Annotated in this window: 17 protein-coding genes, 4 tRNA genes, 3 rRNA genes and 1 other annotated feature; of the genes, 15 read left to right on the forward strand and 9 right to left on the reverse strand. The window is 55.8% G+C overall.

Features of this window, described 5'->3' with window-relative positions:
* Nucleotides 1–107: 107 nt before the first annotated feature.
* The 4 genes from hflX to ACNQFG_RS05495 all read right to left on the reverse strand — a co-directional run bounded on the left by hflX (nucleotide 108) and on the right by ACNQFG_RS05495 (nucleotide 2,807).
* Nucleotides 108–1,373, reverse strand: coding sequence for a GTPase HflX (gene hflX, locus ACNQFG_RS05480; RefSeq protein ID WP_005945458.1), 1,266 nt, complete (start codon nucleotides 1,371–1,373; stop codon nucleotides 108–110).
* Nucleotides 1,374–1,445: 72 nt separating this feature from the next.
* Entirely contained in the window at nucleotides 1,446–2,048 is a 603-nt protein-coding gene (locus ACNQFG_RS05485; protein ID WP_423406276.1) for a GNAT family N-acetyltransferase, read from the reverse strand.
* Between the two features lie 163 nt (nucleotides 2,049–2,211).
* Nucleotides 2,212–2,544, reverse strand: coding sequence for a type II toxin-antitoxin system RelE/ParE family toxin (locus ACNQFG_RS05490; RefSeq protein WP_423406277.1), 333 nt, complete (start codon nucleotides 2,542–2,544; stop codon nucleotides 2,212–2,214).
* Complete coding sequence (locus ACNQFG_RS05495; protein WP_423406278.1) at nucleotides 2,541–2,807, reverse strand: type II toxin-antitoxin system prevent-host-death family antitoxin; 267 nt, start codon at nucleotides 2,805–2,807, stop codon at nucleotides 2,541–2,543. Before ACNQFG_RS05495 ends, ACNQFG_RS05490 begins: the two co-directional genes overlap by 4 nt.
* 79 nt (nucleotides 2,808–2,886) lie before the next feature.
* Between ACNQFG_RS05495 and ACNQFG_RS05500 the strand changes: the two genes are divergently transcribed.
* From ACNQFG_RS05500 to ACNQFG_RS05570, 15 genes are all read left to right on the forward strand, one after another.
* Nucleotides 2,887–4,677, forward strand: a complete 1,791-nt coding sequence (locus tag ACNQFG_RS05500) for a bifunctional homocysteine S-methyltransferase/methylenetetrahydrofolate reductase (RefSeq protein WP_423406279.1) — start codon at nucleotides 2,887–2,889, stop codon at nucleotides 4,675–4,677.
* 43 nt (nucleotides 4,678–4,720) lie between these two features.
* A complete protein-coding gene (locus ACNQFG_RS05505) occupies nucleotides 4,721–5,701 on the forward strand; it encodes a glycosyltransferase family 2 protein (RefSeq protein ID WP_423406280.1) in 981 nt (326 codons plus the stop codon).
* 44 nt (nucleotides 5,702–5,745) lie between these two features.
* Nucleotides 5,746–5,973, forward strand: a binding site (T-box leader).
* A 60-nt stretch (nucleotides 5,974–6,033) separates the two neighbouring features.
* Nucleotides 6,034–8,739: a valine--tRNA ligase gene (locus tag ACNQFG_RS05510; RefSeq protein WP_097780825.1), complete on the forward strand. Its 2,706-nt coding sequence runs from the start codon at nucleotides 6,034–6,036 to the stop codon at nucleotides 8,737–8,739.
* 5 nt (nucleotides 8,740–8,744) lie between these two features.
* Nucleotides 8,745–9,254, forward strand: a complete 510-nt coding sequence (locus tag ACNQFG_RS05515; protein ID WP_423406281.1) for a VanZ family protein — start codon at nucleotides 8,745–8,747, stop codon at nucleotides 9,252–9,254.
* Nucleotides 9,255–9,258: 4 nt separating this feature from the next.
* On the forward strand, nucleotides 9,259–10,524 hold the full coding sequence (locus ACNQFG_RS05520) for a folylpolyglutamate synthase (protein WP_423406282.1): 1,266 nt from the start codon (nucleotides 9,259–9,261) through the stop codon (nucleotides 10,522–10,524).
* An 88-nt stretch (nucleotides 10,525–10,612) separates the two neighbouring features.
* Entirely contained in the window at nucleotides 10,613–10,939 is a 327-nt protein-coding gene (locus ACNQFG_RS05525) for an STAS domain-containing protein (protein WP_097791704.1), read from the forward strand.
* 2 nt (nucleotides 10,940–10,941) lie between these two features.
* Entirely contained in the window at nucleotides 10,942–11,382 is a 441-nt protein-coding gene (gene spoIIAB / locus ACNQFG_RS05530; RefSeq protein ID WP_423406283.1) for an anti-sigma F factor, read from the forward strand.
* Nucleotides 11,383–11,403: 21 nt separating this feature from the next.
* Nucleotides 11,404–12,078, forward strand: coding sequence for a sigma-70 family RNA polymerase sigma factor (locus ACNQFG_RS05535; protein ID WP_423406284.1), 675 nt, complete (start codon nucleotides 11,404–11,406; stop codon nucleotides 12,076–12,078).
* A gap of 392 nt (nucleotides 12,079–12,470) precedes the next feature.
* Nucleotides 12,471–13,981: ribosomal RNA gene (locus tag ACNQFG_RS05540) — 16S ribosomal RNA — on the forward strand.
* A 120-nt stretch (nucleotides 13,982–14,101) separates the two neighbouring features.
* Nucleotides 14,102–14,177: transfer RNA gene (locus ACNQFG_RS05545), tRNA-Ala, on the forward strand.
* Nucleotides 14,178–14,180: 3 nt separating this feature from the next.
* A tRNA-Ile gene (locus tag ACNQFG_RS05550) sits at nucleotides 14,181–14,257 on the forward strand.
* Between the two features lie 207 nt (nucleotides 14,258–14,464).
* Nucleotides 14,465–17,299 (forward strand): 23S ribosomal RNA (locus ACNQFG_RS05555).
* A gap of 127 nt (nucleotides 17,300–17,426) precedes the next feature.
* Nucleotides 17,427–17,543, forward strand: a 5S ribosomal RNA gene (gene rrf / locus ACNQFG_RS05560).
* The 16S, 23S and 5S rRNA genes sit together here with 4 tRNA genes alongside, the layout of an rRNA operon.
* A 7-nt stretch (nucleotides 17,544–17,550) precedes the next feature.
* Nucleotides 17,551–17,622: transfer RNA gene (locus ACNQFG_RS05565), tRNA-Glu, on the forward strand.
* A 5-nt stretch (nucleotides 17,623–17,627) separates the two neighbouring features.
* Nucleotides 17,628–17,703 (forward strand) — tRNA-Lys (locus ACNQFG_RS05570).
* 105 nt (nucleotides 17,704–17,808) lie between these two features.
* On the opposite strand, the gene ACNQFG_RS05575 is transcribed toward ACNQFG_RS05570, so the two are convergent.
* The 5 genes from ACNQFG_RS05575 to ACNQFG_RS05595 form a co-directional block, all read right to left on the reverse strand.
* Nucleotides 17,809–19,254: a site-specific integrase gene (locus ACNQFG_RS05575; protein WP_423406285.1), complete on the reverse strand. Its 1,446-nt coding sequence runs from the start codon at nucleotides 19,252–19,254 to the stop codon at nucleotides 17,809–17,811.
* Nucleotides 19,255–19,269: 15 nt separating this feature from the next.
* A complete protein-coding gene (locus ACNQFG_RS05580; protein WP_186851170.1) occupies nucleotides 19,270–19,584 on the reverse strand; it encodes a helix-turn-helix domain-containing protein in 315 nt (104 codons plus the stop codon).
* A gap of 72 nt (nucleotides 19,585–19,656) precedes the next feature.
* Nucleotides 19,657–20,493 carry an ATP-binding protein gene (locus tag ACNQFG_RS05585; protein WP_044960195.1) on the reverse strand — a complete coding sequence of 279 codons (837 nt, stop codon included), beginning with the start codon at nucleotides 20,491–20,493 and terminating at the stop codon, nucleotides 19,657–19,659.
* The gene (locus ACNQFG_RS05590) at nucleotides 20,490–21,221 is read right to left on the reverse strand and encodes a replication initiator protein A (protein ID WP_423406286.1); all 732 of its coding nucleotides are present in this window, start codon (nucleotides 21,219–21,221) and stop codon (nucleotides 20,490–20,492) included. The genes ACNQFG_RS05585 and ACNQFG_RS05590 overlap by 4 nt, the downstream gene beginning before the upstream one ends.
* Nucleotides 21,222–21,845: 624 nt before the next feature.
* Complete coding sequence (locus tag ACNQFG_RS05595) at nucleotides 21,846–22,181, reverse strand: hypothetical protein (protein WP_186851172.1); 336 nt, start codon at nucleotides 22,179–22,181, stop codon at nucleotides 21,846–21,848.
* Between the last annotated feature and the right edge of the window lie 316 nt (nucleotides 22,182–22,497).

Consider the following 22,497-nt stretch of genomic DNA (forward strand, 5'->3'; position numbering starts at 1 on the left):
GCACGAAAAAAGCGCGGAGTTTTCAGCCTTTCGGCCAAAAACTCCGCGCTTTGCGGTCCGTACGGTCCGGCAGACCGTACCTATTTTACTTTCTACAGAACCGTTCGTCAGACCAGATACCCTTCAAAGCAGTGCAGGTCTTCCGTCTTGACGATGCCCTCCAGATACAGCCCGTCCTCCCGGTATTCCTCCACCTGCACGCTGCCGCGCTCCCGCATGGGGGCGGCAAGGCCCAGTTTATCGTAGGGCAGCAGCACCTTTAAGGTGTGCACCCGGTCGCTGAGCACCTCGTCCAGCTTTGCCAGCAGGGTGTCCAGACCGTAGCCGGTCTTGGCACTGGTGAGCAGGATGTCCGGGTCAAAGCTCATGGCACCCGGCTTATCGCACTTGTTGTAGACGGTCAGGCGGGGGATGTCCGCACAGTCCAGCCCGTCCAGAACCTCGTCCGTGACGGCCAGCTGCTCTTCCCGCTGCTCATCGCCTGCGTCTGCCACACGGATGATCACGTCCGACCATGCCGCTTCTTCCAGCGTGGACTTGAAGGCTTCCACCAGATTGTGGGGCAGGCGGGACACAAAGCCCACCGTGTCCACCAGCAGCACCGCCATGCCGCTGGGCAGTATCAGCTTGCGGCTGGTGGGGTCCAGTGTGGCGAACAGCATGTCCGCTTCCGCTACGCTGGGGCCGCACAGAGCATTCATCAGGCTGGATTTGCCCACGTTGGTATAGCCTACAAGGCTGACCACCGGCATCCCGGTCTTGGCACGGGCCTTGCGGCTCTCGCCCCGGCGCTTTTCCATTTCGGCCAGCTTTTCAGCCAGCGCATCGATGCGGGCATGCACATGACGGCGGTCCAGTTCCAGCTTGGTCTCACCGGCACCGCGGCGGGCACCACCGCCGCCGCCGCCACCGCCGCCCTGACGACTGAGCGCTTCGCCCATGCCCTGCAGACGGGGCAGGCGGTAGCGCAGAAGGGCCAGTTCGGTCTGCAGCTTGCCCTCGTTGGTGACGGCGCGGCTGCGGAAAATTTCAAGGATCAGCATGGTGCGGTCGATCACTTCCAGTCCGCCCAGCGCATTGGAGATGTTGCGGATCTGGCTGCCGGTCAGTTCACCGTCAAATACGGCGCATTCCGCGCCCAGCGTTTCGGCGGCAAGAGATGCTTCCTCCAGCTTGCCGCTGCCCAGCACGATGCCGGTCTCCGGGGTCTGGCGCTTCTGGGTCACCTGTGCCACGGCTTCCATGTGGTTTGCTTCGCACAGGGCGGAAAGCTCTGCAAGGCTGCGCTCGCAGTCCCACAGGCCCTGATCCAGCGCCAGCAGAATGACCTTCGTCGGGGGTGTTTCTACCAAAATATCGTAAAGTTCGCTCAAAATAGTTCCTCTCTGTTGAATTGCTCATTCACTCAACAAAATGTTGCGAAAAACGGGCGGAAAATGCTGCCCTTACCAGCAGGCAAGGGTGTTGTAATGTTCTCTTGTCAAAGCATAGCACTTGCAGGGGACCGGGGTGCCGTCGAATTTGTGGTATGCGGAATCATGGTCGTAGACGAAGCCTGCCCTGGTCATGACCCTGCCGCTGGCGGGGTTCTCGAATGCGTGTGCGCAGGCCAGCCAGTTACTGTCTGTATTCTGGAACCAGTATTCTACAACTGCGCGGAGGGCTTCGGTGGTAAACCCTTTGTTCCACCACGCTCTGCCGATGCAGTAGCCCACTTCCCACACGCCGTTCGTGTGGTCGAAACCGGGCCAGGGGTCGCGCTCCGGTTCGGCGGAACTGGATGTGAAAATACCGATGCTGCCAAGCACCTGCCCGGAAGCCTTTTCCATAATGGCCCACTGGTAGTAATCTCCATTCGGGTAGAGCAGTGCCCATGCGGTCAGCAGTTCGCGGGTCTCTTCGGCGTTTTTGTGCGGCTCCCACCGCAGGTATTTGGTCACCTGCGGGTCGTTGGCCCAGTTCGTGTACATCATCCCGGCGTCCTCCGGGGTCAGGCGGCGCAAGATCAGCCGCTCCGTTTCGATCTCCTGTGTGCCTGCATGGCGCATGGTTCTTCCACTCCCATCCATAAAAGTTACGCATAGGATAGCACAAAATTGCCCCCGGTGCAAGCAAAACCGTCCCATGCGCCGAAAAAATGCTTGACAAGGGCGAAAACTTCATTAAACTGAAGAGAGAACGAAAAAATCCCCGAAGGATCGGGGAGAGGGTTCAATGAGGTGCAAGATCGGTCTTCAGGATGGATTCCCAACTGCTTTTGCCGTAAAGGAACCGAAGGATATGGACGGTCTGTGCAGCTTCATCGACCTGATAAAAGGCCAGGTAGCTTTGCACAGGCACAAACCGGATGCCAAGGCTGGCCAGAAATGGGTCACGGACAACGGGATAGCGTTTGGGAAAAGTGGAAAGCTGTGCCAGCTTCTTTTCGGCGGTATCGACAAGAACATCGGCAGCCAATGGATTTTTCAGAGTAAGGTCAATAGAGTCGAATGACTCTCCCAAGTCCTGGTCGGCCTTGTCGGTTACATGGACGAAATAATTCATCGGAAATTCCTCCGGCTGCGCAGACCGGAAATAACATCTTCCAGTGGGCGCGTCCGCCCGGCGGCGACATCGTCAAGGCCTTCCTGAAGTTTGCCGTACAATTCAAAACGGCCGACCATCTCTTCGTAGGTCTCGATGCTCATCACGGCCAGATCTCCCTTGCCGTTTTTCGTGATGAACACGGGTTCGGCATAGGTGTGGCAGAACGTGGAAATATCGTTGTAGTTGTTGCGCAGGTCTGCGCTGGAACGGATCTTGGGCATAGAATACACCTCCCTTATAACAAAATTATATCTGAATTTTTGTACAAAAGCAAGCGAAATAGGAAAAAGGGGCTTTTATATGAACGATATTCGAGAATTCTTATCCCGCAGGCCGCTGCTGTTCGATGGCGGCATGGGTACATATTATAAAGCGGCACCGGGCATTGAGTGCGAGCGGGCGAACCAGACTGACCCGGCCGGGGTGCAGGCAGTTCACCGGGAATATCTGGAAGCGGGTGCCGATGCTATCAAGACCAACACCTTCGGCCTGCCCCGGATGGCGGCGGCGCATATGCCGGGCTGGGAAGCGCTGGCCGAAGCGGGCTGGAAGCTGGCTGAGGCGGCAGCGGCACCGGCCGGTGCCTTCGTGTTTGCCGATCTTGGCCCGGCCCCGGACACCGAGGCACTCCCGGCAGCGCAGGTCTACACGGCAGTGGCCGAGCAGTTCCGGAAGCTGGGGGCAAAGAACTTCCTGTTCGAGACGCTGAGCTCGGATGCAGGCATTCTGGAGGCTGTGCGTACGCTCAAGGCCGCGGAGCCGGATGCCTTTGTGCTGGTGTCCTTTGCAGTGCTGCCGGACGGCTACACCCGCGAAGGTCTGTATTGCAAAGACCTTGTCCGCCGGATGAGCGAGAGCGGCTGCGTGGATGCGGTGGGCCTGAACTGTGTGTCGGCCCCCGGCGCGATGCGCACGCTGGCCCGGAGCCTGAGCAGTGCACTGCCGCTGTCGGTGATGCCCAACGCGGGCTACCCGGTGGTCACACGCACCCGGGTGCAGTATCAGGGCAAGCCGGAATATTTTGCGCAGGAACTGAGCGGGCTGGCGGCAGACGGCGTGGTCCGCATTCTGGGCGGCTGCTGCGGCACTACGCCTGCCCACATTGCGGCTCTGCGGGCTGCGCTGGACGCCCTGCCCGAAACAGTGGCTCCGGCGCGGACGAAAGAATTTTCCACACCGGAGGCAAAACCGGTGGAAAAAGACGATGCCTTCCTGCGCAAGCTGAACGCGGGCAAAAAGGTGATCGCCATTGAGCTGGACTCCCCCCGCAATGCAGACCTGACGGCTTATCTGGAGGGGGCACGGAAGCTGCAGGCGGCGGGCGCAGACCTTTTGACCATTGCGGACTGTCCCATTGCCCGGGCACGGATGGATTCTTCGCTGGTGGCCTGCCGGGTGCACCGGGAGCTGGGGCTGAACGTCCTGCCCCACATGACCTGCCGCGACCGCAATCTGAACGCCACAAAGGCCCTGCTGCTGGGCCTGTACGCCGAGGGCGTGCGGGAGGTGCTGGCCATCACCGGCGACCCCATCCCCACCGCGGAGCGGGACGAGGTGAAAAACGTATACCAGTTCAACTCCCGCAAGCTGGCGCAGTACATCGTCTCGCTGGCAGGGGAGGGACGGGAGATGCCCTCGCCCCTCACCGTGTTCGGTGCGCTGAACCTGAACGCCCGCAACTTTGATGTGGAGCTGCGCCGGGCGGGTGAGAAGCTGGAACACGGCATGTCCGGCTTCCTTACCCAGCCGGTGCTCTCCGCACAGGCGGTGGTGAACCTCCGCCATGCGCGGGAGGTGCTGGGCAGCCGGGCCAGGATCCTGGCCGGCATCATGCCGGTGGTGAGCCAGCGCAACGCCATCTTTATGGAGAACGAGGTCAACGGCATCCATGTGGATGCTGAGATCATCGAGCGTTTTGCCGGGCTGGACCGTGCGCAGGGCGAAGAGCTGGGCCTTGCCATCTCGCTGAAGATGGCGCGGGAGGCCCTGCCCTATGCAGACGGCTTTTATCTGATGACCCCCTTCAACCGCATCGCCCTGATGGAGCGGCTCATCGCCCGGCTCCGCACCGAGGTGCTGCAGGAGTCCTGAAGAGGGAAACGGCAAAACGATTCGATGAAAGGAGCGACAGTCTATGGCAGAACCGACCATCAGCATCATTGTCCCGGTCTATAAAACGGAAGCCTACCTCGAAAAATGTGTGGATTCCATTCTGGCGCAGACCTTCCGGGACTTTGAACTCCTTCTCATAGACGATGGCTCCCCGGACAACTGCCCGGCGCTGTGCGAGGAAGCAGCAGCGCGCGACCCGCGCATCCGGGTCATCCACCAGAAGAACGCCGGGCTTTCCGCTGCGCGGAACACCGGGGTGGAGGCTGCGCGCGGGGAATGGATCGGTTTTGTGGACAGCGATGACAGCATCGCCCCGAAAATGTACGAGACACTGCTCACCTACGCCCGGCGGGACGGGGCACAGATCGCGGTCTGCGATTACCTGCTGGTGACGGAAGCCGGAGAACCGCTTCCGTCGTCGTATCGTCTGGAGGAAGACAAGGTGCTCGACCGTGTGGGGGCGCTGGAACAGATGAACCGGGGCCACTTCAAAGTGGCATGGAACCGGCTATACCGGCGGGAGCTCTTTGAAACGGTGCGCTTTCCGGTGGGGAAGATCCACGAGGATGAATACACGGCGCATCAGTTCTACTGGCAGTGTGAACGGATTACGATTGCAGCAAAGCCGCTGTATTTTTATGTGCAGCGGGGCGGCAGCATCATCCATACCGATTCGCCCCAAAAAACGATGGATCTGACAGAAGGCATTTTCCAGCGGGCCTGCTTCGAGCAGGAGCAGCAGCTCACCAGGCTTGCCATAGAAGCAGCCAAGACGTCGATGCTGGTGTTTGCGCAGGCCCACAGGCGGAAGGACCTGCAGCCGGCGCAGCGGCGGTGGTGCGCAGAGATGCGCGGCCGGATGAACGCGCTGGCAAAGACCCTGCTGAAAAGCGGGAGCGGCTCGCGGGCCGACCGGATCAAGTTCCGGTTGTTCCTCTGTTCTCCAACGCTGTACCGCGCGGCGCTGTTGACCAAAAGCTGGATGAACAAGATCGGTTTCTGAAAAAAGAGATTGACAAATCGCACAAAAAACGCTATATTCTTTTTATAAATGCGTTGAAGAAGAGTGTGCATCGCAGGTAGCTTTCCAGAGAGCCGGGGCAGGTGAAAGCCGGTAAGTGTGCGGAGATGCGCTGTCGCTTTTGAGCAGAGGCGGGGAAATCAGTAGTCGCCTCCGGGCCTGTCCCACGTTACCGGGGCATCAAGGGGCACAAAAATGCAAGGCGCTTTTTGTGCAATTTGGGTGGTACCGCGGTTATTACAGCCGTCCCATGGAACGTTCCGTGGGACGGCTTTTTTTCGTCCCACTTCATCATTTTTTACTGGGAGGACCCTATGAAAGAACTTGCAAAACAGTACGATCCCAGCCAGGTGGAAGACCGCATCTACCAGTTCTGGCTGGACGGCGGCTACTTCCACACGAAGGCAGACCCCGACAAGAAACCCTACACCATCGTCATGCCGCCCCCGAACGTCACCGGTCAGCTGCACATGGGCCATGCGGTGGATAACACCATGCAGGACATCCTCATCCGCACCAAGCGGATGCAGGGCTATGCTGCCCTGTGGGTGCCCGGTACCGACCATGCATCCATCGCTACCGAAGCCAAGGTGGTGGAGGCCATGCGTGCCGAGGGCCTGACCAAGGAGATGGTGGGCCGCGATGGTTTTCTGGACCGTGCATGGGCATGGAAGACCAAGTACGGCAACCGCATCGTCAGCCAGCTGAAGAAGCTGGGCAGCAGCTGCGACTGGGATCGTGAGCGCTTTACTATGGACGAGGGCTGCTCCGAGGCTGTCAAAGAAGTGTTCGTGCGCCTGTACGACAAGGGCCTGATCTACCGCGGCAACCGCATGGTCAACTGGTGCCCCCACTGCAACACCTCCATTTCTGATGCCGAGGTGGAGTACGAGGAGAAGGACGGCAGCTTCTGGCACCTGCTGTACCCGGTCAAGGAGACCGGCGAGATGCTGGAGCTGGCTACTACCCGTCCCGAGACCATGCTGGGCGATACCGCTGTTGCCATCAACGGCGATGACCCCCGCTATGCCCATCTGCACGGCTGCCATGTGGTGCTGCCCCTGCTGAACAAGGAGATCCCCATTGTGTGCGACGAGCACGCCGACATGACCAAGGGCACCGGTGTGGTCAAGATCACCCCCGCCCACGACCCCAACGACTTTGAAGTGGGTCTGCGCCACGACCTGCCCATCGTGCGCGTGTTCACCTACGACGGCCACATGACCGGTGCTGCCGACAAGGCTGCTGCCGATGCCCTGTTCGCCGCCGGCAAGAACGCCATCAATGAGCCGGAGGTGCTGGACTGCGGCAAGTACGCCGGCATGACCACCCTCGAGGCCCGCAAGGCCATTCTGGCCGATCTGGAAGCAGGCGGCTTCCTGAAGGAGATCGAGCCCCTCAAGCACGAGGTTGGCACCTGCTACCGCTGCCACTCCACCATCGAGCCCATGGTGTCCAAGCAGTGGTTCGTCAAGATGGAGCCGCTGGCAAAGCCCGCCATCGAGAGCGTGGAAAAGGGCGAGATCAAGTTCGTGCCCGAGCGCTTCACCAAGAACTATATGAACTGGATGAAGAACACCCGCGACTGGTGCATCAGCCGTCAGCTGTGGTGGGGCCATCAGATCCCGGCATGGTACTGCGACGACTGCGGCGAGACCGTGGTGGCAAAGTCCGCTCCCTGCGCCTGCCCTAAGTGCGGCAGCGCAAAGCTCACGCAGGACCCCGATACGCTGGATACCTGGTTCTCCTCCGCTCTGTGGCCCTTCAGCACACTGGGCTGGCCCAATGAAGAGAGCGAAGACCTCAAGTATTTCTACCCCACCAACACCCTTGTTACCGGCTACGATATTATCGGTTTCTGGGTCAGCCGCATGATCTTCTCCGGTCTGGCCTACACCGGCAAGGCACCCTTCAGCACGGTCTGCATCCACGGTATCGTGCGCGACAGTCAGGGCCGCAAGATGTCCAAGAGTCTGGGCAACGGCATCGACCCGCTGGAAGTCATTGCCCAGTACGGTGCAGATGCCCTGCGCTTTATGCTGGTGGATGGCTCCACCCCGGGCAACGACATGCGTTATATCGAAAAGAAGGTGGAGGCTGCCCGCAACTTTGCCAATAAGCTGTGGAATGCTACCCGCTTTGTGCTGATGAACCTGCCCGAGGACTTTACCCCGGGTCTGCCCAGTGAGGACAAGCTGGACATGAGCGACAAGTGGGTGCTCACCAAGCTGAATCAGGTGGCCGGTGCCATGACCGACAACCTCGACCACTACGAGATGGGTCTGGCCGCCGCCAAGATCAACAGCTTTATCTGGGATGTCTACTGTGACTGGTTCATCGAGATCGCAAAGCCCCGCCTGAACTCCGGCGATGCCGAGCAGGCCGACACCGCCCGCCGTGTGCTGGTGTATGTGCTGGACAAGGCCCTCAAGCTGCTGCATCCCTTCATGCCCTTCATCACCGAGGAGCTGTATCAGGCTCTGCCCGGCTCTGCCGAGACCATCATGACCCAGAGCTGGCCCACCTTTGACGAAGCTCACAACTGGGCCGACGAAGAGGAAGCCTTTGAAAAGGTCATGGACTACATCAAGGCCGTGCGTACCATGCGCACCGAGATGAATGTCCACCCCGCCAAAAAGACCAGCATGATCATCGAGACCGCCGACGCTGCACCCTTCCAGAAGGCACAGGTCTATCTGGCAAAGTTCGCCTTTGCCACCGACGTGACCTTTACCGAGAAGTACGAGGGCAGCACCGACGGCATGGTGCAGGTATCCACCCACGCCGCCCGCGGCTTCATCCCCATGATGGAGCTGATCGACCGCGACAAGGAACTGGCCCGCCTGAACAAGGAAAAGGCCAAGGCCGAAAAGGAAATGGCCATGTTCGCGAACCAGCTGAACAACCCCAAGTTCGTGGAACGCGCCCCGGCGGCACTGGTGGAGGATATCCGCAATAAGTACGCCAAGAGCCAGGATAAGCTGGCCAACATCGAGCAGAGCATCAAGGCTCTGGGTTAAATACAATGGCAGAAATATCAAATCGCACCTCGCCCTGGCTCATCGCCTGGCGGGTCATCTTCACCTTTGCGCTCATCGGTTGCATCGTCTTCATCTTCTCGAACTCGATGCAGGTGGCGGCTGTCTCCGAGGGAGCCAGCGGAAGGGTGCTGGACTTCATGCAGAAGGTCCTGCGCAAGCTGGGCATGCCCGGTGCGGCGAACCATCTCACGATGCACATCATCCGCAAGCTGGCGCACTTCTCGGAATATCTGCTGGAGGGTTTCCTGTTCATGCTCTGCCTGCGGGTCTACACCAAACATGTGCTCAAGCATGTCTCGTGGCCCATGCTGGGCGGCGTGCTCACTGCGCTGACCGATGAGACCATCCAGCTGTTCGTGCCGGGGCGCAGCAGCCAGGTGACAGACGTCTGGATCGATTTTTCCGGCGTGATGACCGGCCTCATCGTGGGGCTGATCCTGCTGGGGCTCATCCGAATGTGCATCCTGCTCTATAAACATCGAAATGAGGATTGACGCAATGACCATCGAACAGGCAAATCAGTATTTTGCCGCCCTGCCGGAGGGGTTCGCCCCGGCGGAAGAACTGCGCGCGGCGCTGCCCGCAGCGGCGCAGCAGGTGGCCTATGTGGGCGTGGCAGGCACGGCAGGCAAGACCGCTGCCGCCGCCCTGACGGCAGCGGTGCTTCAGGCCGCCGGTTTCGTCACCGGCCTGTACCGTGCAGGCTGCGAGCCGCTGGAACAGCGGGTCCGCATCAACGGCGAGCCGGTGGCAGATGCCCTGCTCTGCGCCGCAGCGGAAACGCTGAGCCGTGCAAAGCCGCTGCCCCGCGCAGCGGCAGAGCTGGCCGCAGCAGCCGTCTGCTTTGGCGCAGCGGGCTGCACGCTGGCCGTGGTGGAACTGCCGGATGCGGGCCTTGCGGAAGCGCTGCCCGGCATGCCGGTGTGCGCCGTCACCTCGGTCGGCCCGGACGGTGTGAGCCGCTCGGTGGAGCGCCTTGCGGCTCTGGCAGCAGGTGTCATGCGCAAGGAAAGCATCTGCGTCACCGCGCCGGAGCAGCCCAAGGCCGCGTTGAGCGAGCTCATCGTGGCGGCTGGCCGCGAGGACTGTGAACTGGTCGTGCCGGACCCGGACGACATCACCTTCCTCGAAGCCGAGAAATTCACAAGCAGGGTGGACTACGGCGGATATACCGTGCCGCTGGCTTTTCTGGGCCGTCATGCGGCGGGCAGCGCTGCCATTGCAGTTGAGACGGCGCTGGCCCTCTGCAAAAAGGGCCTCGACATCCCGGACGAAGCCATCCTCGAAGGTCTGGCTGCGGTGGAGAACCGCAGCAGCATCCGGGTCATCTCGCAGCGCCCACTCATCATTCTGGATGCCTGCCGCACCCCGCAGCAGGCAGCAGCCTTGCTGCGTGTGCTCAACATGGCCAAGGTGCGCCATATGAGCGCCATCATCGGTCTGGCAGAGGAGGAGGGAGCCGAAGCGTTCTTCTCCGCACTGGAGACCGGCCTGACCCCTGAAGAGCAGAAAAAGGATAAGTCCACCATGCCCGGCATGAGTGAGAACCCCTTTGATAAGGTGTTCCTCGTCACGCCGCAGGGCATCGACGACGCCCTGACCGAGCGCCTGCTGGAAAAGGCCCGGTATCACTTCGACGCCGAGCGCTGCACGAGCCTGGACGAAGCCATCGGTCTGGCCAGAGCCAACAGCCGCCGTGGTCTTCTGATCTGCGGCAGCGAAGCCATCGCGCTGGAAGCCGAACAGAAGCTGGAAGCCCGCTGAGCGACACCGTTTTCTAAAATTTATCCCGAAGAGCCTGTACACTGAAGCTGTGTACAGGCTCTTTTTATGCCATCAAGGAGTTGATAACATGGCGACTGTGACCTTCAGCGCGGCGGACGATCTGCTCTATGCCTATCTGGCGGGCGAGATCGACCACGATGCCGCGCAGGACCTTCGCATCCAATTGGACGATGCGCTGCTCACCCGCACACCCCACACGCTGGTGCTGGATCTGGGCGGGGTGGGCTTTATGGATTCGTCCGGCGTGGGGCTCATTCTGGGGCGGCAGCGCTGTGCGCGGAGCCTCGGCGGGACCCTGCGCATCCAGCACGCCCCGGAACAGCTGCGCCGTGTGCTGCGGCTTGCGGGCATTCCGTGCGCGGACGAGCCCGGCCGGGAAGAACAGGAGGAATGAGGATGAAAGCGGAAAACACCACAAAAATTCAATTTGACTCTCTCAGCGTCAACGAGGCCTATGCCCGCGGTGCAGCGGCGGCCTTTCTTGCCCGGTACGACCCCACCGTGCCGCAGCTGGCCGATATCAAAACGGCAGTGTCTGAGGCGGTGACCAACTGCATCGTCCATGCCTACCCGGACCGGGTCGGCCCGATCGTGATGACGCTGGCGGTCTATCCAGGGCGGCTGGTGAAGATCACGGTGGCAGATAAGGGCATCGGCATCCCGGATATCCCGCAGGCCATGGAACCGCTGTTTACCACCGGAAACCCGGAGGAACGCTCCGGGCTGGGCTTTGCGGTGATGCAGAGCTTTATGGATAAGGTGCGGGTCAGCTCCACGCCGGGGCATGGCACCCGCGTCACCCTGACCAAGCGACTGGAGGAAAAGCCCTCTACATAAAAAAGAAAACGAGGGGATACGATGGTAACGGACAAGACCCGGCGCAGTGAATTTATCGAACAGAATCTGGGGCTGGTGCACGCCTGCGCCGGGCGCTTCCGCGGGCGGGGCATAGAGTACGATGACCTGTACAGTGCCGGATGCATGGGACTTGTAAAAGCCTGCGATGCCTTTGACCCGGAGCGCGGCGTATGCTTTTCTACCTATGCAGTGCCGGTAATTTTAGGCGAGATCAAAAAGCTGTTCCGGGACAGCGGCACAGTCAAGGTGAGCCGGTCGCTGAAAGAACTGAATCTGCGGATCAACGCAGCGCGGGAGCATCACCGGAAGCTCTGCGGCACCGAGCCGACCCTTTCTCAGCTGGCGGAAGAGCTGGGGGAGAGCGTGGAGAACATCACACTTGCCATTCAGGCGGCACAGCCTGCCATGAGCCTGACCCCGGAGAATCGGGATGAACCGGACCGCCAGATCGACATCCCGGTAGAATCGCCCGAAGAGGCGCTGGCGGATAAGATCGGTCTGGCAGAGGTCCTGGGGACGCTGCCGGAGGAAGACCAGCGCCTCATCCGACTGCGCTTCTATGCGAACCGCACCCAGAGTGAAACTGCAAAGGTGCTGCATACCACACAGGTGCAGATCTCCCGGCGGGAACGCAAGCTCCTCAAGCTGATGCGGGCAAAATTGCTGGAAGAGTAAGAAAATTGGATTTTCTTGAAAAAAGTTGAAAAAAGGGCTTGCTTTTTGTCCGGGGCTGTGATAAAATACATTACTGTCAGGTGGACGTCTGACAGACAAATCTCAACAAAAACGGATGAAAAAGTACGAAGTTCCACGAGTTCTTCCAAGAAATTCAAAAACTTCCGAAAAAAGTGCTTGACATTCAAAACCAAATCTGGTAAAATGTTTAAGCTATCAACCGCTGAGGTTGAGAGACAGGACCTTGAAAATTGAACAATATCGAAAAACTTGTAAGGAACCTTTAAGTGTTTGGAAAAACACTAAAAACAATTCCAAAAGTAATTCACACAGGACGCAAGCGATTGCGTGCTGAGCGAACAAGATTTAACACTTTTAAGTGATAAATATCATTTATAAAGAGTTTGATCCTGGCTCAGGACGAACGCTGGCGGCGCGCCTAACACATGCAAGTCGAACGAGCGAGAGAGAGCTTGCTTTCTCGAGCGAGTGGCGAACGGGTGAGTAACGCGTGAGGAACCTGCCTCAAAGAGGGGGACAACAGTTGGAAACGACTGCTAATACCGCATAAGCCCACGGCTCGGCATCGAGCAGGGGGAAAAGGAGCAATCCGCTTTGAGATGGCCTCGCGTCCGATTAGCTAGTTGGTGAGGTAATGGCCCACCAAGGCGACGATCGGTAGCCGGACTGAGAGGTTGAACGGCCACATTGGGACTGAGACACGGCCCAGACTCCTACGGGAGGCAGCAGTGGGGAATATTGCACAATGGGGGAAACCCTGATGCAGCGACGCCGCGTGGAGGAAGAAGGTCTTCGGATTGTAAACTCCTGTTGTTGGGGAAGATAATGACGGTACCCAACAAGGAAGTGACGGCTAACTACGTGCCAGCAGCCGCGGTAAAACGTAGGTCACAAGCGTTGTCCGGAATTACTGGGTGTAAAGGGAGCGCAGGCGGGAAGACAAGTTGGAAGTGAAATCTATGGGCTCAACCCATAAACTGCTTTCAAAACTGTTTTTCTTGAGTAGTGCAGAGGTAGGCGGAATTCCCGGTGTAGCGGTGGAATGCGTAGATATCGGGAGGAACACCAGTGGCGAAGGCGGCCTACTGGGCACCAACTGACGCTGAGGCTCGAAAGTGTGGGTAGCAAACAGGATTAGATACCCTGGTAGTCCACACCGTAAACGATGATTACTAGGTGTTGGAGGATTGACCCCTTCAGTGCCGCAGTTAACACAATAAGTAATCCACCTGGGGAGTACGACCGCAAGGTTGAAACTCAAAGGAATTGACGGGGGCCCGCACAAGCAGTGGAGTATGTGGTTTAATTCGACGCAACGCGAAGAACCTTACCAAGTCTTGACATCCCTTGACAGGCATAGAAATATGTTTTCTCTTCGGAGCAAGGAGACAGGTGGTGCATGGTTGTCGTCAGCTCGTGTCGTGAGATGTTGGGTTAAGTCCCGCAACGAGCGCAACCCTTATGGTCAGTTACTACGCAAGAGGACTCTGGCCAGACTGCCGTTGACAAAACGGAGGAAGGTGGGGATGACGTCAAATCATCATGCCCTTTATGACTTGGGCTACACACGTACTACAATGGCGTTAAACAAAGAGAAGCAAGACCGCGAGGTGGAGCAAAACTCAGAAACAACGTCCCAGTTCGGACTGCAGGCTGCAACTCGCCTGCACGAAGTCGGAATTGCTAGTAATCGTGGATCAGCATGCCACGGTGAATACGTTCCCGGGCCTTGTACACACCGCCCGTCACACCATGAGAGCCGGGGGGACCCGAAGTCGGTAGTCTAACCGCAAGGAGGACGCCGCCGAAGGTAAAACTGGTGATTGGGGTGAAGTCGTAACAAGGTAGCCGTAGGAGAACCTGCGGCTGGATCACCTCCTTTCTAAGGAGTCAGGCGAAAGAGCGACATCGAAGATGGAGATCTTTCGGACAGGTAATAAACAAGCAGAGTAGATATTGTTCGATTTTGAGGGCCCTGAAAAGGGAACTCAATTCCTAATGTGGGGGTTTAGCTCAGCTGGGAGAGCACCTGCTTTGCAAGCAGGGGGTCAAGGGTTCGATTCCCTTAATCTCCACCACATGGGCCAATAGCTCAGCTGGCTAGAGCACACGACTGATAATCGTGAGGTCGATGGTTCGAGTCCATTTTGGCCCACCATGTGATGTTTCTCAAAGTTCCGGGAGACCGGGCTTTGAAGAACATCACCAAGACGTACCTTGAAAACTGAATAATAACTGCGAAACAAAGATTATAGTAAGTTCTTTTTAAGAAATATTGCAATTTCAAAAGGAAGGGTAACAAATAATCTTCGTTGGCAAGAGAGAATCAAGAGGATACCAAATGTTCTTGAAAGAACGTTTGAAAGGTCAAGCGAACAAGGGCGCAGGGCGAATGCCTTGGCACTGGGAGCCGATGAAAGACGTGATAAGCTGCGATAAGCTTCGGGGAGCTGCAAATAAGCATTGATCCGGAGATTTCTGAATGAGGAAACTCACCTGGGTTCATACTCAGGTACGTTATACTGAACTTCAAAATAGGTATATCGAGGGAACCGCCTGAACTGAAACATCTAAGTAGGGCGAGGAAGAGACATCAAACGAGATTCCGTAAGTAGTGGCGAGCGAACGCGGAAGAGGGCAAACCGAGAGTAGAAATACTTTCGGGGTACGGACTGCTTTTAGGACTTAATCTGTTAACCGAACGGCATGGGAAGGCCGGTCAGAGAGTGTGAGAACCACGTAGGTGAAAACGGAGAGAGCTGCGCAGGATCCAGAGTACGGCCAGACACGTGAAACCTGGTCGGAATACGGGGGGACCACCCTCCAACCCTAAATACTACCCAGTGACCGATAGCGTATAGTACTGTGAAGGAAAGGTGAAAAGCACCCCGGGAGGGGAGTGAAAAAGAACCTGAAACCCTGTGCCTACAAGCACCTAGAGCACGTCAATGTGTGATAGGGTACTTTTTGTAGAACGGTCCGGCGAGCGATTGTATGCAGCAAGGTTAAGGACTTAAGGTCTGGAGCCGAAGCGAAAGCGAGTTTGAAAAGGGCGTTAAGTTGCATATAATGGGCCCGAAACCGGGTGACCTACCCATGGTCAGGTTGAAGTGGAAGTAAAATTCCATGGAGGACCGAACCGACCTCCGTTGAAAAGGCGGCGGATGAACTGTGGGTAGCGGAGAAATTCCAATCGAACCCGGAGATAGCTGGTTCTCCCCGAAATAGTTTTAGGACTAGCCTCAAGTTAGATACCTGGAGGTAAAGCACTGAATAGCCTAGCGGCCGAGAGGTTAGCGAAGCTTATCAAACTCAGAATGCCAGAGTATTGATGCTTGGGAGTCAGACAGTGTCAGATAAATGTCATTGTCAAAAGGGAAACAGCCCAGATCTACAGCTAAGGTCCCAAAGTCAGGTTAAGTGGAAAACGATGTGAAGATACGTAGACAACCAGGATGTTGGCTCAGAAGCAGCCACTCATTCAAAGAGTGCGTAATAGCTCACTGGTCGAGCGTCTTTGCGCGGAGAATTTAACGGGGCTAAACCTGACACCGAAGCTTAGGCAGCATGTTTACATGCTGGGTAGGGGAGCGTTGTATACGCGGTGAAACAGTAGCGCAAGCGGCTGTGGAGTGTATAGAAGTGAGAATGCCGGAATGAGTAGCGCGAATGCAGTGAGAATCTGCATGGCCGAAAGCCTCAGGTTTCTGGAGGAAGGTTCGTCCGCTCCAGGTCAGTCGGGAGCTAAGGTGAGGCCTAACGGCGTAGCCGATGCACAGACGGTAGAGATTCCGTCACCACCAAAAGAGTTAAACACAGGGACACATATGAAGTCTCGGAGCCGGGTGTTGGTTCCGGTAGCGATCGAGGGAAATTAGTACCGAAGTCCGGGATGGAAGATGGCGAGAAAAGCTGTGTGTATTTCTGCGGTGCCCGTACCGCAAACCGACACAGGTAGGTAGGAAGAAGATTCTAAGGCCAACGGGAGAAGGGTTGTTAAGGAACTCGGCAAATTGACCCCGTAACTTCGGGAGAAGGGGTGCTGCAGCAATGCAGCCGCAGAGAATCGGCCCAAGCAACTGTTTACCAAAAACACAGGTTTGTGCTAAATCGAAAGATGACGTATACGAGCTGACGCCTGCCCGGTGCTGGAAGGTTAAGAGGAGATGTGCAAGCATTGAATCGAAGCCCCAGTGAACGGCGGCCGTAACTATAACGGTCCTAAGGTAGCGAAATTCCTTGTCAGGTAAGTTCTGACCCGCATGAAAGGCGTAATGATTTGGGCACTGTCTCAACAGCCCGCCCGGCGAAATTGTAGTACCGGTGAAGATGCCGGTTACCCGCGACAAGACGGAAAGACCCCATGGAGCTTTACTGTAGCCTAATATTGGGTTTCGATGTTGCATGCACAGGATAGATGGGACACTGGGAAGCAGGTGCTTTGGCGCTTGTGGAGTGGCCGTTGGGATACCATCCTTGCGATATTGGAATTCTAACCTGCGCCTTTGAATCAAGGCGGGGGACATTGTTAGGTGGGCAGTTTGACTGGGGCGGTCGCCTCCTAAAGAGTAACGGAGGCGTTCAAAGGTTCGCTCAGCTTGAACGGAAATCAAGCAAAAGAGTGCAAACGCAGAAGCGAGCCTAACTGCGAGACTGACGGGTCGAGCAGTAACGAAAGTTGGAGTTAGTGATCCGGTGGTATGTGAGTGGAAATGCCATCGCTCAACGGATAAAAGTTACCCTGGGGATAACAGGCTGATCTCCCCCAAGAGTCCACATCGACGGGGAGGTTTGGCACCTCGATGTCGGCTCATCGCATCCTGGGGCTGTATTCGGTCCCAAGGGTTTGGCTGTTCGCCAATTAAAGCGGTACGCGAGCTGGGTTCAGAACGTCGTGAGACAGTTCGGTCCCTATCTGTCGTGGGCGCAGGATATTTGATGGGAGCTGTTCCTAGTACGAGAGGACCGGAGCGGACGTACCTCTGGCGCACCAGTTGTTCTGCCAAGAGCATAGCTGGGCAACTATGTACGGATCGGATAAACGCTGAAAGCATCTAAGCGTGAAGCCGACCCAAAGATAAGATATCCCATTGTTTCAAACAAGTAAGACCCCTTGAAGACTACAAGGTTGATAGGCACGATGTGTAAGTGGAGCGATCCATTCAGCAAGCGTGTACTAATAGGTCGAGGGCTTGACCACAATTCGCTTGAGACTCTGAGAGTCAACGAAAAAATGTGAGCAGTGATTATTCAGTTTTGAAGGCACGTCCTTCTAAGAAACACTGGACAAACAGTAGACAAACATGTTATACTGGTTCAGTCAGATGGTCGGTGTCGATGACGGTGAGGTTCCACCTGTTCCCATTCCGAACACAGAAGTTAAGCTCACTTGTGCCGAAGATAGTTCGCTGGAAACGGCGCGTGAAAATAGGTAGTCGCCGACTTTTATATGGCCCGTTGGTCAAGCGGTTAAGACAGAGGCCTCTCACGCCTTTAACATCGGTTCGATTCCGGTACGGGTCATATTTGCACCTCTAGCTCAGTTGGTAGAGCAACTGACTCTTAATCAGTGGGCCCAGGGTTCGAGTCCCTGGAGGTGCACCAGATATTGAACGTCAAATCGTAAGATTTGGCGTTCTTTTTTGTTATGTAACCCCGAAAAATCGGGGCTTGCACGGTCAATGCACGGTTTTTGCACGGTTGGAGTTTTCATAGGAATCCTCTGCATGGGCTGGAATTACTTTGAAATGCGTGGTAAATTTTGCAGGTCAGCAGAGCCAGACGGAGCTGCGCCTTTACTTCGGGGTCTGCATTCTTCAGCAGTTCCAGCAGAGCGGTCATAGAAATGGTCGATTCGTCTGCGGCGGGCACAGCCTGCGGGCTGGGGTTTTCCTGTTTGGCATAGAAACCTTCCTCAAACTTCTTGCCCAGTTCTACACGAGAGGACTTCTGGATATGTGCGCATAGGTGTTCACCAGCATATCCGCCGTAGCGTGTCCTGTGGTGCCCTGAACGGCCTTCACATCGCCGCCAGAGATCATCAGCTGATAGGTGGGCACTGGAATGGCGCAGACCGTGAAAGACGATGCGGGGAAACTCCGGGTGGGCATCCTGCCACTTGAGGAACTTTTTGCGAATGAGCACCGGCTCCACCGCCAGACCGTTGGGCAGACGGAACAGCATCCCACTGTCATGGTAGCGTGTCGGGTCTTTTCTCTCATCTGTCGCCAGCTGATTCAGCCACTTCTTCAATTCTTCTTTTAGTGCAGAGGTCATGAAGATGGTGCGGCAGGAGGATGCGGTTTTGGTGCTTTTCAGGATGAGGGAAGTGGTGCTGCGTTCCAACTTATCCGGGAATACCTTGATGATGCAGCCATCGTCTACCTGATTCAGGGCTTCTTTTCGCACCCGCTGCATGGACTTGTTGATACGGAAGGTTCCAATGCCATCCGCAGCGTCAAAATCGAGATCTTCCGGGGTCAGACCTACGATCTCGCCCTCTCGCAGTGCGCCCACCAGTGTGAGGTGGACTGCCAGATGCAGGATGGGGTCCTCCATGCTGTCCAGAGCCGCCCGCATCTCCTCTACCGTCCAGATGGTGCGCTCCTGCGTAGACTTCTTGGGGCTGTCCACGGGAACAGGGCTTTTGACAAGGATGCCCCACTCTACGGCATACTGGAAGGCAGTGCCCAGCAGCCGGTGCACCTCATGGATCGTTGTGCCGGAAAGGAAACGCTGCTTCTGCTTTTCGGTCAGTTCCTGCTTCTTGCCCTCGATATACGAACCACAGGGCGTTTTGCTCAGGGTCGTGTAGAGGTTCTCCATGTGGTAGGGCTTGAGCTTCTGCATCTCCATGCTACCGATATAGGGGATAATGAGATTCTGAATGGTGGAAAGGTTGGATTCGTAGGTTTTGGGTGCCCACTTGTGCTTGCTGCACTGTTTCGGCAGCCAGTCCATCAGGAACTCTGCCACCGTTACCGAGGACGGAATCAGGAAAGTGCCAGCGGCCAGTTCATGCTCGATTTGCTTTTTTCGGTTCGTTGCCTCCTCTTTTGTGGGAAAGCTCTCCCATTTGTCGCAGCTCTTGCCGTGCTCATCTTCGTAGGTGTAGCGGACGCTGTAAGAGTTGCCGCGTTTTGTAATATATGCCATACTGTTGCCTCCTTATCAAGCTGCCCGGTTGAGCCACGCATCGAAGCTGTCCTTCGGTATACGGATGCTTCCGCCTACCCGCAGGACGCGGAATTCGGTGGTGCGGTTGCACAGGTTGTAAGCAGAGCGCAGGCTGATGGCCAGCATTCGTGCGATTTCTTCCACCGTGTACACCAGCTTCGTGGTTGCCGGGCTGTCAGTCGGAGACTTGACGGCATTGGTTTGAGTGACCACCTCCATTGTAGTCGTAGTTGAGTCCTTTTGCAAGAACTTATTCGTATAATTTTCGGATTTCACAGTTTCGGTCATGTCAGGCCGATTCATATTCATAGGCAGACCTCCAATTCCTTGTAGCCGGGTGACTATTGCACCCGGCAATTTTGGCTTTCCGATGTTATCGGTTTATCCGATCAAAAGTTTCACGCGTTCCAGCTTTTCCTGCGCTGTTTCTTGGCGGAAACTCATGCCGATGCAGGAAATCGGAACGCACATTTCCAGCAGGCGGTCATAGATGCGGGCATGGGCGGTATCCTGTGGGTGGCGTATCTCGTCCAGTGTCAGGTTGGTGGTGACGATCAGAGGCTTCTGGCTGCGGTATCGGCTGTCTACGATGTTGTAGATTTGCTCCAGTGCATATTCTGTACCACGTTCCATGCCGAAATCGTCAATGATAAGCAGGGGATAGCGGCAGAGCTTGTCCACAATATCATTCCGCCCGGAAAAGCTGCCGTTCAGCTCGTTCAGGATTCGGGCGATGTTTGTCATCCGCACAGGCACTTCCTGCTCCATCAGAGCGTTCGCAATGCACCCGGCAAGGAAACTCTTGCCGGTGCCTACGCCGCCCCAGAGGAGCAGTCCTAGGTTCTCTGAACGCATGGTCTGCCATTGTTCCACATAGTGATGTGCATGGTGCATCTGCGGGCTGCGGCCATTGTCGTTTTCAAAGGTCCAGTCTAGCATTGCTGGGTCTAAAAATCCTTCTGCTTTCAGTCGCCGCACAAGGTCGAGGTGTTTTTGCTGGTTGATAAGGGCTTCCTGCTTTTCTCTTTCCATGCGCTGACAGCAGCATTCGACTGGGTGCTTATTCTTGCCCATCAGGACAATGCCCTTTGCAAAAAATGCTTCTTTAGGGGTGTAACATTTTCCGCAGTAAAGCAGACCGTCCTCGCCATAATAATCTTCGATATTTTCGGGAATACTAGATAGGGGCTGTTCCAAAATTTTTTCGATCGTCTTTATAGGCTTTCTCCTTTCTTGAATGTGTAGTCCGGAATACCCGGTGTTTGCTTCTGTTCTAACTTTTGCCGTTTCGCCCAGATGCACAGGGTAGCGGCATGATCAGAGTACTTTTTGCCGGTAGACTGGATATAATCCGAAAGCTGTTCGACCAGGCTGTCCAGCCCGGAAAAGTCAGTCTGGAGCTGCTTGTACTCTTTTTCTGTCAGAAAGACATTGCGATATTCTCCGAAGGTTAAAGGGGCATCTGTTGTTTTTATCAGGTGGTTATCTTTCAGGTTGCTCTTATTACGTTGGTTAGGTGTGCATTTTTGCGCAATCATACTGCTCGTTTCTGCACAGTCATCCTCGGCATTTTTGCATACTGCGATGGTGCAATTTTGCGTAGTATGCGGAACCTTGAGCAGAATACGGCTGGGCTTGGAAAATCCACTGCGGATACGTTCCATGAGTTGTGCGTTTTCCAGTTCGGAGAAAGCGCGTGTTACACTGGAAATGCAGCACCCTAAATCTTTTGCCAGATGGGAAAGCGGATAGATCACATAAATGTGCCCCTGTGTATCGATCCAGTTGTTCTTTTGGGAAAGTGTTGCACGATCCAGCAACAGGGTGTAGAGCAGCTTTGCTGTGTGGCTCAGGTCGGTGTCCAGCAGAAAGCGGGGATAGGGCAGATATTGCGGCAAAGGTGTAGTGACAGTCAGGTAGTCGGAAATAGAATTCACCTCCAGCATTTTATATCAAAAAATGGCGCAAAGGTCTGCAACTCCTGCTCCGAAAAAGTTGACAGGCAAAGATTTGCGAATTTCTGCCCGCAGCTCGCTCGGCTTTTTCAGAGGGCCATTTTGACCCACTGATTCCGTTACGGGTAAAATCAAGTGCCGGGTGGCGGCACCTGATTTTCAGCCAACCTTGAAGTGTTACAGGTGGAATCAGGTTGTCATCTTGGCAACCTGATTTGCAACGACATTGCAGCGTTACAGGCAGAATCAAGTGGTCATTTTGACCACTTGATTTTTACGGAGTAGGAGTGACGTGCTACAGATAAAGCCGAAGTTATCAAAATGATAACTCCGGTGGCTCTGCCACGGATGCAATCAAGTTATCATTTTGATAACTTGATTTTGATACGGCTACAACCAAGTTCCCGAAGTGGGAACTTGATTCGGCAGGAGTTGCAAATCAGGTTACGGAAAGCGTAACCTGATTTCAGATGACAGCCCAAATCCCCACTTTGGGGATTTGGGAGTGAGCAATTTAAGCATTACGGTTTTTTGGCACTTCCCAGAATGGGAAGTGCCACTTTACTGAACAAAAGCGAGCGTAGATAAGGAACTTGACAAACTTCATCAAGCTCCTCAAAGAGAAGCGTGAGCCGTTACTTTACGCTTGCGGTAGCCTTTCTGCCGACAGGCGTTGCTGCAATATCTGGCATCCGCCCGAATCGGCAAGAACTGCTCACCACAGCAAGGGCAGGTGTAGGCTCCGCGCTCAATGCGCTTTTTAAGACTTTTTCGCAAGTTCAGCATCCGGTGACCGCAGGTCTGGAAGCTGCAATATTTGCGGTTCCGGGTCTGGGTGTAGATGACCTTGCGGCAGCATTCACACTGGATTCTGTGCACACTGGGGTCACCGTCAATGAAATATTCCATCAGGGTGTCCTGATTTTCACGTTCCCATTGTTCTGTTGTCATAGGCATCCTCCTTTGGCTGTTACAGGTGTGTGGTGGATAATGAAAAGCATTATTTGCCCCAAATGTTACGGGTATATGGTGGTTATCAAAATGGTAACCACCACTTTCACACAATAAAGCGTTACGATTGTCTGGTTGGTGATCAAAATGATCACCAACTAAAATCTGTGCGTTATGGCTGGGTGGTAAGTGGACAATTTGTCTATTTACCACTTCCAAGTGGTGAGTTACGGTTTTCGTAACCCACCACAGAGTGACCGTGTTACGGTAATTTGGTAAGTACTGAAAAGCAGCACTTACCAGATTTCACCGTGGC

The sequence above is a fragment of the Faecalibacterium prausnitzii genome, from assembly GCF_049532945.1.
In the GTDB taxonomy this organism is placed as follows: domain Bacteria; phylum Bacillota; class Clostridia; order Oscillospirales; family Ruminococcaceae; genus Faecalibacterium; species Faecalibacterium prausnitzii_N.

Coding starts and splice junctions, on each gene's coding strand:
- ACNQFG_RS05485 (WP_423406276.1), bottom strand. CDS start 2,048: ATGCGCCATGCAGGCACACAGGAGATCGAAACGGAGCGGCTGATCTTG.
- ACNQFG_RS05490 (WP_423406277.1), bottom strand. CDS start 2,544: ATGAATTATTTCGTCCATGTAACCGACAAGGCCGACCAGGACTTGGGA.
- ACNQFG_RS05495 (WP_423406278.1), bottom strand. CDS start 2,807: ATGCCCAAGATCCGTTCCAGCGCAGACCTGCGCAACAACTACAACGAT.
- ACNQFG_RS05500 (WP_423406279.1), top strand. CDS start 2,887: ATGAACGATATTCGAGAATTCTTATCCCGCAGGCCGCTGCTGTTCGAT.
- ACNQFG_RS05505 (WP_423406280.1), top strand. CDS start 4,721: ATGGCAGAACCGACCATCAGCATCATTGTCCCGGTCTATAAAACGGAA.
- ACNQFG_RS05510 (WP_097780825.1), top strand. CDS start 6,034: ATGAAAGAACTTGCAAAACAGTACGATCCCAGCCAGGTGGAAGACCGC.
- ACNQFG_RS05515 (WP_423406281.1), top strand. CDS start 8,745: ATGGCAGAAATATCAAATCGCACCTCGCCCTGGCTCATCGCCTGGCGG.
- ACNQFG_RS05520 (WP_423406282.1), top strand. CDS start 9,259: ATGACCATCGAACAGGCAAATCAGTATTTTGCCGCCCTGCCGGAGGGG.
- ACNQFG_RS05525 (WP_097791704.1), top strand. CDS start 10,613: ATGGCGACTGTGACCTTCAGCGCGGCGGACGATCTGCTCTATGCCTAT.
- spoIIAB (WP_423406283.1), top strand. CDS start 10,942: ATGAAAGCGGAAAACACCACAAAAATTCAATTTGACTCTCTCAGCGTC.
- ACNQFG_RS05535 (WP_423406284.1), top strand. CDS start 11,404: ATGGTAACGGACAAGACCCGGCGCAGTGAATTTATCGAACAGAATCTG.
- ACNQFG_RS05575 (WP_423406285.1), bottom strand. CDS start 19,254: ATGGCATATATTACAAAACGCGGCAACTCTTACAGCGTCCGCTACACC.
- ACNQFG_RS05580 (WP_186851170.1), bottom strand. CDS start 19,584: ATGAATATGAATCGGCCTGACATGACCGAAACTGTGAAATCCGAAAAT.
- ACNQFG_RS05590 (WP_423406286.1), bottom strand. CDS start 21,221: ATGCTGGAGGTGAATTCTATTTCCGACTACCTGACTGTCACTACACCT.
- ACNQFG_RS05595 (WP_186851172.1), bottom strand. CDS start 22,181: ATGACAACAGAACAATGGGAACGTGAAAATCAGGACACCCTGATGGAA.